We start from the raw sequence: 13,766 nt of genomic DNA, 5'->3' as shown, positions 1-13,766 counted from the left end.
CTCGCTCGGCCCTTCCGCTGCGCTCCAGGGCCTGCGCTCTGGCTGCCGCCGCAGCGGCCGGGGGTGGATGGGCGGCGGGGCGGGGCGACAGTAACGCTATTTAGCGGGAGATTATAGCACTGAACGACAGAACACTGATTAAGCGACGGGAGAATAAGCTGCGCGAACACCAGCGTCAGTACCTTGATCGACGTTGTACTATCGCGCGGCGTCCGGGAGAACAGATGATGGGGGCATCAATAAAATATAGGCTCAGCTTTATCACTTTGGCCATCGGTTGATCATAAGCCCAGCTGTAGTAGCCCATCATCTATTCTCCCGGACGTTAGCGCGTTTGATCCAACAGTATTTTTATTGTTTTAACTGATAGCCCAATAAATGGCTGTCTCCAGATGACTGGTAGTCTCTTGGCGACGGTCCCACCAAATAACGGCAAGGTTGATAATATCCAGCACTTACCATATAACCTAAAAGTATAAGCACGGTATTGCGTTTGGTACATCATCAATGATGGCCATTATCAACTTAATCCCGAAAGAGGTTTTATTGTGGTTGTAGAATTACAGCGATGTAAATATGTAGTTAGTGCTTTCTTAGCGCTTTTTGTTCCTGGTGAAACTTTTCTCTGGCTGTTTTCAAGTCTTTAAGTAACAGATCGGGGTGGCCCCAATATTTCAGGCTTAATTCTTCCCTGATCTTCCGAACCTCCGCCACAGCATCATATTTTTTACCTTTTTTCATGGTCGTTTGGCTTTAAGATTTCCCGCGGGGTCCTGATTTCAATTAATCGGTAACCCATCCGCAAATTAATAGAATTATACAACTTTATACGATCGAGGTTAACAATATGCTTAAAATTCCAACTTGCAAGGATATTGGCTCCATGCAAAGTAGCTAGGGCAATATGCAGTGCATCATTGTAGCATTTGTTGGTCAACGCACCCTCCGCTATATATGTTTCTGCGAGTTTAAAAGCTTTTACGTGGCCTTTGATCTCTACCTTGTAACGGTCTGGGATTTCCGTTAATTTGGCTTTTACTTCATCTTTAGCAGGTGCCAGCTCCATCATAACCAAATCAGACAAAACCAGTTTCTTTAGCCCCGTCCTGAATTCATTAAAAAGCGCATTACTATGTTCTTTAAATTCTTTGTCAAAACAGCCTCCTATTACTGAGGTGTCAGTATAAACTTGAAGCATAAATGTTGTTGGAGAGGTTAAAAACAATGTTACATTCTCGGTCTGTATTCGTATTCTACTGTGGGAGTAATTGAATATAAGAATACGTTTTTCAATACCAGACTAAACTGGTGAATTACAGTATTTCATAAAATATGGTTTTGGGTTAACGGTTAATTGTCAGGTGTACTGTGGGCGGCGGTTCATGATACTTCCGCCCTCAGTTACCCGGTGCTTAGGTGGAAGTCTGGTTTTACTTTTCCCAATATGGTTTTTCAATTGGTGCCTTACTGGTTACTTCAATTACCAGTTTTTCTTTGGCCACAGAAATAGATATAGTATCTCCGATACTAAAGCCCGCTTCTGCCAGCCATAAGCCAGATAAGTTTAACCACGGTACTTGTAGATATTCGTAGAGCCGTGGTGTACTTTTGCAATGCAGTTTAGCTTTTCGCTCTTTTGATTGGTTTTCCATGATGTTGATTATTTTAAACAAATATACTTAAAATGTAGATAATGGTCTACTTAAAATGTAGTATTTTGTCTTACTTTGTGTCATATAATGGTCATTTCATGTGGATTATTATCGACACTTTACGCTGTTGATCTGCTTATCCACCCCGCCACTTTACATTAAATTTAAAATCGGTAGTTTGCGCGAAAATCATCCATTATGACGTTTGGTGAAAAAGTTATCATCGCGAGAAAACAAAAAAAGTTAACACAGACAGAACTGGCAGATGCAACTGGTACATCACGGGATATTATCGGTAAATATGAACGTGATGAATCGAAACCGTCAATCGAGATAGCAGCTAGGATTGCAGAAGTCCTGGACAGTTCATTGGACTATTTGATAAGAGATATTAACCCCGAAGACGCACTGGCTATAAAGATCAAACAACTTTCTCCTATTAATAAGGATTATGTAATGGCTGTAATTGAAGCGTTTGAAGCCAAAGAAAAATTACAAGGAAAAAGATAAAAGGGCTCCCGCAATTTTGCGAGAGCCCTTTTACATCAAACAATCCCATAAGGTAACCACACCTTTAAACCGGAAAACTATTTAAGGCAATACTAACCACCTTCTTCACTTACGGCAGTCTGACTTACTCCTGTCATCACCGTACCCGCAACAGCAAGGTATCCTGCTACTTTAGCGATGATCAACGGCAAAGCTGGAATACCCATCAAGGCCCCGCTAATTGCAGTCAGAATCAATCCTATGTTACGCACCTTGCTAAAAAAAGGTGGAGTTGCTGCTGTAAGACGTTTCATTAACTCCATAAAACGCTTTTTTAAGATTAAGAATTACCTGGACATTCTTGTCCAGGCTAACATTTCATTACGGACCTGGGGGAGGAGCCGGCACACCGGAAACCTCTGCTACAGCCAGGGCGTTGAAAGCACCATTTTTAAGACTGTACAGCGCTCCGTTTACCTGTTGGTAGAACTCTACGCCCAATACAAGAAACAGCGGTTTAGTGCTGTTAGCTGTTACATTCACGGACAAGTTCATGACCTCTGTTGCGGTAGCGTTGATAGCTAATTCAGCACTCGCGGCACTCGCATTTACGAAGGTCTCCGCCTCGAAGTCGATCTCAGCACCAGCAACCAGGATCTTGAAATGCGTGGCGCCGGCAGGACTAGCCAGCATGTTGATCGGAATGAAAGCCGGAATATCAACTTTAACGGTGCCGGCAGCACGATCTATGCCTGCAGTGAAAGGAGCATACAAAGTGCCTCCCAAACGCCCGTTGATATTGAATTCAAAACCTTTCAACAGCTCCGCTTCTCCATCGATCACATTACGCTTACCTCTTACATTGGTAGCATCTGCCTGGACTACTTTTAGCATTGCACTGGAAAGACGTGCGGTCAGATAGCTATCACCAATATTTAAAAGCAGCGCGCGAAACGCCGTTCGGAGAAGTTTGCCGGCTTTACCGGCCCTGCCAAATTCCGCTCCGTTTTCACGGGTACGAACAAACGCAGGATCGGTAGCAATGCGGTCGGCATTAAGTCCACCTTTTCCGCGTGCCAGGTGTCCGGCCTTTGATTGGTAAAAGGTGATATTACCTATTGTACCTTTCAAAGGAATTATTCCCATTTGTTTTGCCATTGGAAACAATTTAAGATTAAGAAAAAGGGCTGTTTACATAGCCAAGCCCGTTAGGCTCACATCTGCGCAGAATGCAGTAAATTTGTGATTAACCACACCAAACATAAACCGGCATTTTAACCCAAAAAAGTTTCCATTCCGATTATGCCGAATTTGCAGACATTAATACCTCACCGCATGGTGATTTATGCCCGGGATATAGAAAATATCACCGGCCGCAGTGAGCGGACCTCCCGACTTTTGCTGCAACGTATCCGTGAAGCCCTCGGAAAGAACCCAGGGCAGTTCATAAGTGTTTCTGAGTTTTGTCAATATACTGGACTGAAAGTAGAGGAAGTGAACCTGTACTTGAGGCATTAACTGCGCGTTAAAGCCAGATCAAAGGGTTGTATAAAGTATGGTAAGGCTGTATTGTAGATGCTATGTTCTCTCAAGCCTAATAAGATTGAGTTATTCCGGGTGGCAACAAAAAAGGCAACACTGGCTTTTGAAGCCGTGATATACAAGGCATTGTCCTAGTCTCAAGAGATCACAAAAGGTGCACATTTGTGCGTGCGCCTTTTGTGATCTCTTGATCATCCTGGTGCTGAAAAGAATAAATTCGGCGTTGCCTATTCTAATCAAGTATGCGAATACTGGATTTGTAGAATAAATCATTAAATTATATCTTCAGGCTTTAGTTGTTTGGCAGTGAACAGGTATCTTATTCTTATGAGATATTTCTTTTATGCTTTGAAAAGTGAATTAATCCTTTTTATTACCATCTATGAATATGTTTATTGACCACCAGGACTGTCATGCGCAAAGTAGTGCATTTTCACTTTTATTGAGGAAGCTGATCAGCAGTAATTTAAAAACATTGATAGCAGGTCTATCACAGATGTTTTTAATTTTTACATCCGTGCAACTGTACGCTCAAAGTAAGGATCTGCAAGCTGTAATGGGGCCGTCTCCTAATGTCGCGAGCTTATTTAAGTTCAAAGATCAGCCTATTTCACTGTATACAGGAACAGCAGCTGTAACTATCCCTGTCTATACTATTAAACAAGGTATTATAGAGATACCGATTAGTTTGATGTACCATTCGGGAGGAGTAAAGGTATCTGAAAATGCATCGTGGGTTGGGCTCAGTTGGGCATTAAATGCCGGGGGGGCGGTAACCCAGGGTATATCGGGAAAACCAGATTTACCCTGGGTTACAAGTGGTACGCGCTACAATAAACCAGCATTGATTGATAAATGTCTGCTTACTTCCATTATGGATGGCAATTATGATTGTCAGCCTGATATGTTTCAATTTGCAGGCCCTGGTATTAGTGGCGCTTTTTATATCAATGACAATTTCCAGTTCTGCCAGATTCCTTATTCCAATGTGAAAATAGAGATGCTGCCAACTTTCCAGGGTGGGGGAGCTGCATGGCGATTTACTAATACTAATGGAGTAAGTTACATCTTCTCAAAGGCGGAATCGGTAGTTTCTTCCAGTCTGATCATTAACAACAGCAATGGAATGAACAATGGAGGTTCTGCCATCCCGGGACCGATGAATAACTACAATGTCAGTTCCAATAGCTGGCACTTGACCCATATTGTTTCTCCTCTTAAAGATACTGTTTCAATAGACTATGAATTATACAATAGCCAAGTGGTAAATTTTATTGGTGAGAACAATTATGTGGGTGCTCCCGGGGGCGGCCAGGTTCCTCCTAACACCACAAATTACGAATTACAACGTATTGGCGGCTGGAGGATCAAGCAAATCAATTCAAGGAACGGCATCGTGAAGTTTGTCACTGGTGGTAACAGGTGCGATATCTATAATGACAAGTATTTGTCAGAAATACAAGTGCTAAATAATTCCGGGAAAATTGTTAAAAAAGTACAACTAAGGTACAAGTATCTTGTAAATGGCTCTTTGCAAGACCTTGCGGCCATAGATTGCAGCACAGAAGGGCCTCCTTCTTTAGGTGCGGTAGATGTGAACAGACCTGAATTGACAAGACGTTTAATGTTGGTAGGGGTTGATGAAACAGATCCGGTAACAAACCAGGTGTCCGGCAGCTATACTATGAGTTATCAAAATGCTATTGGATCTGGCTATTTGCCTTCTAAATTCTCAGCACAGCAGGACTTTTGGGGATATTATAATAACAATCAACAGAATTCGCTGCTGCAAACATTACAGGCAACAACATCCTATGTTCAGGGCATAAATATACCTGCTATTGGAAACCGGGACCCTAATCTGCAATATGCTGTTCAGGGTATGCTCAACAAAATTACATATCCGACTGGCGGTAGTTCCAGTTTTACTTATGAATTGAACTCCGTGAGACAGGAAGGTTACACCGGATGTGGTAACGTCATCGCAATCCCTACAAAAACGTATTCGCTCACTGCCAATGTTGGTGGGCAGCAGTTGGGTACATTTACTGTAAACAGTTGTCGTGGTGGAGATAGCGTGGCCTTCCAGATAAGCGGGTGCAATTTTTCAGACGCGATGAGCCCAACAACAAATTTGCCATATGGATTTAATGTCACCTGGGCCGGAACTACATATGTTACCAGTCAGGCTGTCATTAGTCAATCTGGCGGACATGCGGTTACCGGTACCAAATTTTATCTCCCCAATGGTACATATACCATCACGTCTTTCTCAACTACTGGCCCAGCGTGTACATATACGCTGACGCTACCAGGGCGTAATGAGCAACAAAAAGAAACAGTGAGTGCACAAAATGAAAAACCTGTAGGTGGCTTAAGAGTAAAACAGATTGTAACCACAGATCCTACCGGAAACGTAAATCTCATCAAAAAGTTTGAGTACACAGTAACCATTAATGGGATAACTGCTTCCAGTGGGACTGTTTGCGACCAGATATACGCGCCTTTTAGCAATACTTATGTCACMGCGAAAGACGTTACTACATCTGATGGTACTTTTACTTATGTTTCTGACCCGTATACGATTTTAACAGTTAGTTCAAACACCAATTACCCTTTAAGGATGACCCATGGTGCACAGGTAGGTTATTCAAGGGTTGTAGAGCGGATGACCGATGACAATGGTAAAGACAATGGCTATGTTGTATACAATTATACTACAGATGGAGATGAGAAATTTCAGTCGCCCCAGATTATCAATCCTGCTATTAGTGGCGGTACTTCTTTTGATGCCAGCGGACTTTATCCATTTGCACCCTCTTTTAGTTATGAATGGACAAGGGGAAATATACTGGCTACTGAATATTATAAAAATGATGGCAATGGCGGGTATGCCTTAATGAAGAAAGAGGAAAACCGCTATTCATTCGTGAAAACAAAAGACACTACTGAGGCATATGTTGCGGCATACTATTTACATTCAACAGCTCCTTACAAGATGAGTTGTGCTTCCGGAGGATTATTTGGCTCTTATGATATATTCAAGTATACACCATACAAGTTGTATTCGCAATACCGAACATTAGACTCTACCATCACTACTACCATAGAGGATAACGGGGTAGTACTATCAGATACTACTACTTACGCTTATAAAGAGGGCTATCAATTACCATCAGTTACTAAGAAAATTGACGCAAAGAGAAGATCAGTTACCATAAACTCCAGGTATGTTTATGACTTTAATATCCCTGCATCGACATCTGATCCTATTGCCCTTGGAGTAAAAAGGCAACAGGATCTTAATGTCCTCAGCCCGGTTGAGACATACACACAGATCTCTAATTTGGATGGTACAAATGTCCAAACAGTCAATGGATTTTTTACCAGGTACAACACGAGTATACCGTTGCCTGATATGATCTACTCACTTGAAATACCCACACCGATAACCGACTATACCAGTGCAACAATCGGTTCCGCAACTTCTGGTATAGATAGCAGATACAAGCCTGCAATTAGTTTTGATGCATACGATGGTATTGGAAATTTGCTTCAGCAGCATAAATCGAATGATGTGTTGCATGCCTATATATGGGATTACACAGGTATGTATCCTGTTGCTGAAGTAACAAATGCCGATCGGTCCAATATAGCATATACAAGTTTTGAAACAACGACTAATGGTAATTGGACAATTACTGGTGGAACCATCAATTCATCAGACGCTTTAACAGGAGAAAAAAGTTTGAGTCTGGCAAGCGGAAATGTTGTGGCTAAGGCCTCTTTAACTACCGCGGACTATACAGTGACTTACTGGTCAAAATCAGGCTCATTTAATGTAAACGGTACAACAGGCAGCAGTAGGGGAAGCAGAAAAGGATGGACACTATATGAGCATAAGCTGGTAGCAATAACGGCTGTTAGTTTGACAGGGACGGGTGTAATCGATGAATTGCGACTTTATCCAACCGGCGCTCAAATGAAAACTTATACGTATTCTCCACCAGTTGGTGTTACCAGCGAAACAGATGTTAACAACAAAACAATCTATTATCAGTATGACAATTTAATGCGTTTACAACTGGTGCGTGATCAGGATGGCAATATCCTGAAACAAAATGATTACAAATACGTGCAACCCGTTACACAATAAAATAGTGGGAGTTTCCTTCTGCGAATATAGCCCATGACGAAACAGACTAGCGGTGGAAGGAACTATCGGCGCCCGGAGAGTGAAGGTTACGCAAAGCGTAGCGCAACGCAAGTAATTGGAAATACTAAAAAGGAATTGAAGAAGAAAAATTAGCCGCGCGCCGGACAAGACGGGCACAGTAATGATTAATAACTCTGTTGAAAGAAATATTATGTATAGGTTATATCTGTTTGTTATATTGCTGGCTTTCGTGGTAAGGGTGCAGTCACAAAATAGGCCTGATGTCACAGTTCGTCCGCAGGCTACACCTGTGGCCCTGCCAGGCGCTTATAGCAATACCACTATTAATTATATCCGCACCTGGAAGCCGATGGTGCCTAGCACAGATACGGCGTTTGTTGCATCTTCAAGTCGTAAGGTAACGGAAGTATGGCAATCCACACAATACTTTGATGGACTGGGCCGCCCTTTGCAAACGGTATCAAAAGGAATGAGTCCCGCAGGAAAAGATTTGGTAGGCACTGTTGTGTATGATGCTTTTGGACGCGAACAGTTTAAGTATCTGCCTTATGTGCAACAAAGCGGCAATACCAGTGATGGTAAATTTAAAACTGATCCCTTTAATGCTCAGAAGGCATTTTACCAGAATGCGACCCTGGCGCCTGGTGGAACTGGAGAAGCGGTGTATTACAGCAGTGTCGATTATGAGGCTTCTCCTTTAAACCGAACTCTTAAAACTTATGCTCCCGGCAACAGCTGGGCAAAGAATGATCCGGCCACCGTAGAGCGGGGAGGTAACCGACCAGTGGAGACCCGGTATCAGCTCAACGCTACAGCGGACTCAGTGCGGATATGGGATTTTTCCGGTGGGGCGGTTATCCCTGGCAGCGCAGCCGGCAAAATTTATGGCGCAGGCCAACTTTATAAAAATCTTAATATTGATGAAGCCGGCAATCAGGTGGCAGAATACAAGGACAAGGAGGGCAAAGTAGTTCTAAAGAAAGTACAGTTATCCGCCACATCAGGAAAAGCACACATGGGCTGGCTGTGTACCTATTACGTTTTCGATGACCTGGGTAACCTCCGTTTTGTCGTTCCTCCGAAGGCGGTGGAAGCCATCATCAGCAACTGGACAATCACTGCGGGCATCGCTGCGGAGCTTTGTTTTATTTACCGGTATGACAGCCGTAATCGTATGATCATTAAAAAAGTGCCTGGCGCCGATTCCACTGAAATGGTATATGATGTACGCGACAGGTTGGCTTTTTCACGGGATGGTAATATGAAGGGCAATAACTGGCTTGTGACTTTCTATGATAACCTGAACAGGCCTACGCTGAATGCGCTGTATAGTGATAACACCAGCAGAGATGCGCTGCAAACGGTCATGAATGCTGCTACGGGCAATACACAAAGCATACCTTATACTTTTCCGGGAACTGCTGACCTGGTATTGGCATCTTATGATGGAACCACTTCTTTGTATGAAGCAACAAATAGTATTTGGCTTACTGATGGGTTTGATACAGGAGCCGGAGCAGGCGTGTCATTTGAAATTAATGCTTCAGCAATTAACGGCAGCACAATAATCGCCGCTTCTAATCCATTTCCTAATATTCCTGTCAATAAGTTAACCCCACTGGTATACACTTTTTATGGCGATTACACCTTTACGGGGAAGAGAAATTATGTTGCAGGTGATATTACCAAGCCGCAGGCAGGGAGCAATCTTTATGCGGAAGCGCTGCCAGCAACAGCCAGTACAATGGTCAATGGCCTGGTTACCGGTACACGAGTAAGAGTCCTCGGAACAGATCAGTGGCTTACAACGACTTCCTACTATAATGACAAAGGCCGTCAGATACAGACGATATCCGACAATATTAGCGGCGGGTTTGATGTTTCTACTAATTTGTATGATTTTAATGGTAAACTGCTGAGTTCCTATTTGAGACATAAGAATCAGCGTAGTGGCACCATTCCACAAGTCACTATGCTTACAATGATGACTTATGATGCAGGCGGGCGTCTGCTCAGTGTTAAGAAGAGGCTAAATGATGATGTGGCTCTGGAAAGAACGGTTGCCACAAATGAATATGATGAGCTGGGCCAACTGAAGAAAAAACGTTTAGGCGTTAGTAGTACCACTACGCAGCTGGAAACATTAAACTATGATTATAATATTCGTGGCTGGCTGAAAGGGATCAACAAAGACTTTACTTCCACACCCGGAAGCACCACCAACTGGTTTGGACAGGAACTGAGCTATAATTATGGTTTTTCAACTACCCAATTCAATGGAAATATAGCAGGAGCTACCTGGAAGAGTCGTGGTGACGGTATACAGCGGGCATATGGCTATTCTTACGATAATGTAAATCGCCTCACCTCTGGCGATTTTAATCAGCAAAATGGGAGTAATTGGACGAATACGACCATGAACTTTTCTGTGAGTGGGCTTTCCTACGATGCCAATGGAAATATCCTCTTCATGAATCAGAAAGGCATGAACGGTACCCAACCACAAACGATAGATAGTCTGAAGTATAGCTATTCCGCTGTTAGCAATAAGTTATCTTTTGTAACAGATAGAAGTAATAACCCTCAAAGCACGTTGGGCGACTTCAAGGAAATCAACAACAACGAAACGATAGACTACGCCTATGATGCGAACGGTAATCTCACCAAAGATGCCAACAAAAATATAGCAGCTATTCGTTACAATTTTTTGAATCTTCCGGATAGCATTGCTATTGCAGGTAAGGGAGCGATCAAATATCAATATGATGCCTCAGGCAATAAACAACGCAAAATAGTTACAGACAATGCGGTTACTCCTGCCAAAATAACAACAACCGACTATATCAGTGGGTTTGTTTACGAGAACGATACCTTACAATTCTTAGCACATGAGGAGGGACGCATCCGGGCAATCTTAAAGTCGGGGCAGCCGGTGGCCTATAAATACGATTATTTTATAAAGGATCACCTGGGAAATGTACGGATGGTATTAACGGAGCAATCTGATACCGGCGCTTACGCGGCTACCATGGAAAGTACGTTAGCGCCTGCCGAAAATGCCTTATTCAGTAACATTGATAACACCCGAGCAGCCAAACCGGTAGGTTACCCAGCAGATGCAACTACCTCTCCCAATGATTATGTGGCCAGATTGAATGCCGCCAATGGGCAGAAGATAGGTCCATCCCTGGTACTGAGAGTGATGGCAGGTGATACGCTGCAAGTTGGTAGTAAAGCATTTTATAAAAGTACTGGTGCCAGCACCTCCGCTACCACTACCGCTAATATGCTGGCCGCCCTATTACAGGCTTTTGGTGGCGATGGTATCAGGGATGGTGTTCACAGCGCAACTGGCGCAGGTTCCCCGCTGGCTGTAACGTTTAATAACACGGCTTATGATAATTTAAAGCAGAAGGATCCTTCACAGAATCTGCCCGACAAGCCTAAATCCTATCTCAATTACGCACTGTTTGATGACCAGTTTAATATTGTCAATGAAAATAGCGGTGTAAAGCAGGTACAGGGAACTCCCGATGCCTTACAAACCATTGCCACCGATAAAATGATCATTAAAAAGACCGGATTTATCTATATTTATACAAGCAATGAAAGCGGGCAGGATGTGTTCTTTGATAACCTGGTAGTGTCACATAGTAGTGGCCCATTGTTGGAGGAGACACATTATTATCCGTTTGGGCTGACCATGGTAGGGATTTCCAGTAAGGCTATGGGGAAATTAGAAAATAGATATGGATTTAACGGGATTGAGAAGAACAATGATTTTGAGTTAAATCGATATGAGGCATTTTATAGGACATTGGATCCTCAAATAGGAAGATTTTTGCAGATAGATCCCCAAACTACATTTACGGAAAGCCTGTATAACGCAATGGGTAATAATCCAGTATCTAATAATGATTGGCTTGGGAATTATTTTACATGGTCTAATCAAACTTTGCAGGATACCTATGACCTTTTAAGAAAAGAAAATGGAAATAGAATTGCGGGTTATACTAAGGAATTAGCTGGCCTGGATTTAAACTCAAAGGATAGTAAAGTGCAGGGCAGGATAGGTCAATTGACAACGTTAATCAATAAGCATGGAGAGCTGAATTCTCAATGGAATGAAATGGAATCATCAGCTGTGGAGTTCCACGTTACCGATCAAGAAACCATAGCGGGAGCAAGAGGAGGAACAAACTTTGATGTAAGTAACAAGCGTGTAAATGTGGATTTAGGTAAAAACGGAGTTAATATTTCTACCATGGCACATGAATTTCGTCATGGTTATGCCTACCTAAATGGAGAGATGGTAGGAGTAAAAGGGACAGATCCATTTTACGACATTATGGATGAAGTTGCCGCCTATAATGCTGATTTTCTTTTCTTAGATAGAAACACTGCTAATCTTGTAGCTAATGGTAATTATAATCTGAATTGGTTTAAAAGTACAATGGGTAAAAACCCTTTATACTCTGATCTAGCAGGACGAGATGAGCAGCTTACCACAAACAGTTCAGTAGCGAGCTTCATAAAGTATAATCCGGGGGCTAGGATATCTTTTGTACTTGGATTTAAGAATAATGCTAATATTACATTAATGCAAGCAATTAATATCCTTAATGAAACCAGTCAAAAATTAAATAATAAACCAGAATATTATACAGGCCAATTACTTAATAATAAATAATATGAGAGTATTTTTTGCGATTGCGGTTATAGTTTTATATTCAATATGTGGTAATTGTCAAGCCCTAAAAAGGGAACACGTTACAAAGAAAGATAAAATGAATGGCGTTTTCCTTAAGTTTAACTATTCAGCCAAAGATAGTTATGGTGTTATTAATTTAATTCTGAAAAAGGACAACACTTATTCTTATAGTGTAAATACTTTTGCAACTCATAAGATAAGTGAGGGTAAGTGGAAAATGGTTAAAGATTTATTAGTATTGGAAAGCACATTTCAAATGGATAATGTTCCTGCAGAAATAAGCTATGAGAAGAACGCAAAGTTTGTTGACAGTTTTGATATTGCCGTTGTTCAAAATTTCAAGGGTGAACTTTTGATGGATGCCTTTGTGTTAATTAATAATGATACTATAAAATGTCTTCCAATGATAGGAAAGTGTAATGCTTCGTTTGAAAGGATAGATAGCGTGAAAGTTGTTTTTGAGAACGGTATGTCGTCAAAATGGATTACTGTGAAGAGTGATGAAAGAAAAATAGGGCTTACTGTATTGACGGATGCCTCCATTGGAAATTACCTTGTTATGAATAAGCGAAAATTTAAACTAAACGGTAACTATTTAAGACAGCAGTAGACATAAGTTATTATATTCGTAGATGACCTTGCCAATTATTTTACCTGGCCCGAAATAGGGTTTTCAAAATATCTTTAGAGATTGATGTTTTGTCTCTTCATTTAAAAAAATACGAAAGATTAAAGGAGCGATTAAAGATTTATCAATAGAATAATAAGAATGGGTAGTAAAAAAAGCTAGTATTCCCAGTTATTTTTTTAGAGGTTAAGAAATTTCAGAAGGTTCATCACGTTCTTATCATTCACTTTGTAGCATTTTGGCTTTTCTTTCTTACCTTTATCGGGATAAAAAGTTCTTTCAAACCTGATCAAAGTAAGCTATTCCGGGAGGTAACAAAAAAGGTTACACTAACTTTTAAAACCCTGAAAAGCCGCGATATATAAGGCATTGATGTAGTCCCAAGGGGATCACTGGAAAGTTTCAAAGCCTGCGCTTATGTAGTGCCCCCCAAAAGTTAGACACTTCTTGGGGGCATTTTTTATGAATAAAAGGATAAAATACAGCTTAAAGCAAAAGTTAGCTGCAATCATCGCCGTAGAAAAGGGGAATGAATCTATACGTTCAGCAGCTAGCCGTCTTGGTTGC

General features: G+C 41.7%; 9 protein-coding genes. 4 read left to right on the top strand and 5 right to left on the bottom strand.

Annotation, left to right across the window (positions count from 1 at the left end):
• Positions 1 to 582 precede the first annotated feature (582 nt).
• From AC1DCV_RS35405 to AC1DCV_RS35395, 3 genes are all read right to left on the bottom strand, one after another.
• Positions 583 to 741 carry a hypothetical protein gene (locus tag AC1DCV_RS35405; protein WP_477027618.1) on the bottom strand — a complete coding sequence of 53 codons (159 nt, stop codon included), beginning with the start codon at positions 739 to 741 and terminating at the stop codon, positions 583 to 585.
• Positions 728 to 1,198 carry a PIN domain-containing protein gene (locus AC1DCV_RS35400; RefSeq protein ID WP_477027617.1) on the bottom strand — a complete coding sequence of 157 codons (471 nt, stop codon included), beginning with the start codon at positions 1,196 to 1,198 and terminating at the stop codon, positions 728 to 730. The genes AC1DCV_RS35405 and AC1DCV_RS35400 overlap by 14 nt, the downstream gene beginning before the upstream one ends.
• A 232-nt stretch (positions 1,199 to 1,430) precedes the next feature.
• Positions 1,431 to 1,652, bottom strand: coding sequence for a SymE family type I addiction module toxin (locus AC1DCV_RS35395; RefSeq protein WP_477027616.1), 222 nt, complete (start codon positions 1,650 to 1,652; stop codon positions 1,431 to 1,433).
• Positions 1,653 to 1,850: 198 nt separating this feature from the next.
• Between AC1DCV_RS35395 and AC1DCV_RS35390 the strand changes: the two genes are divergently transcribed.
• Positions 1,851 to 2,162, top strand: a complete 312-nt coding sequence (locus AC1DCV_RS35390) for a helix-turn-helix domain-containing protein (protein ID WP_477027615.1) — start codon at positions 1,851 to 1,853, stop codon at positions 2,160 to 2,162.
• Between the two features lie 92 nt (positions 2,163 to 2,254).
• Here AC1DCV_RS35390 and AC1DCV_RS35385 read toward each other — a convergent pair whose 3' ends face one another.
• Both AC1DCV_RS35385 and AC1DCV_RS35380 read right to left on the bottom strand, forming a co-directional pair.
• Positions 2,255 to 2,464 (bottom strand): hypothetical protein, encoded by a 210-nt coding sequence (locus AC1DCV_RS35385; RefSeq protein ID WP_477027614.1) that lies wholly within the window; start codon positions 2,462 to 2,464, stop codon positions 2,255 to 2,257.
• Between the two features lie 58 nt (positions 2,465 to 2,522).
• Positions 2,523 to 3,299: a hypothetical protein gene (locus AC1DCV_RS35380; protein WP_477027613.1), complete on the bottom strand. Its 777-nt coding sequence runs from the start codon at positions 3,297 to 3,299 to the stop codon at positions 2,523 to 2,525.
• 901 nt (positions 3,300 to 4,200) lie between these two features.
• On the opposite strand from AC1DCV_RS35380, the gene AC1DCV_RS35375 reads away from it, so the two are divergent.
• From AC1DCV_RS35375 to AC1DCV_RS35365, 3 genes are all read left to right on the top strand, one after another.
• On the top strand, positions 4,201 to 7,839 hold the full coding sequence (locus AC1DCV_RS35375) for an RHS repeat domain-containing protein (protein WP_477027612.1): 3,639 nt from the start codon (positions 4,201 to 4,203) through the stop codon (positions 7,837 to 7,839).
• Positions 7,840 to 8,050: 211 nt separating this feature from the next.
• Positions 8,051 to 12,550 carry a DUF6443 domain-containing protein gene (locus tag AC1DCV_RS35370; RefSeq protein WP_477027611.1) on the top strand — a complete coding sequence of 1,500 codons (4,500 nt, stop codon included), beginning with the start codon at positions 8,051 to 8,053 and terminating at the stop codon, positions 12,548 to 12,550.
• 1 nt (position 12,551) lies between these two features.
• Positions 12,552 to 13,181, top strand: a complete 630-nt coding sequence (locus AC1DCV_RS35365) for a hypothetical protein (RefSeq protein WP_477027610.1) — start codon at positions 12,552 to 12,554, stop codon at positions 13,179 to 13,181.
• The last annotated feature ends 585 nt before the right edge of the window (positions 13,182 to 13,766 follow it).

The organism is Chitinophaga sp. 10T418, from assembly GCF_056394125.1.
The sequence above is the reverse complement of the archived record's forward strand: the minus strand, read 5'-3'. Positions and strand labels throughout refer to the sequence as shown.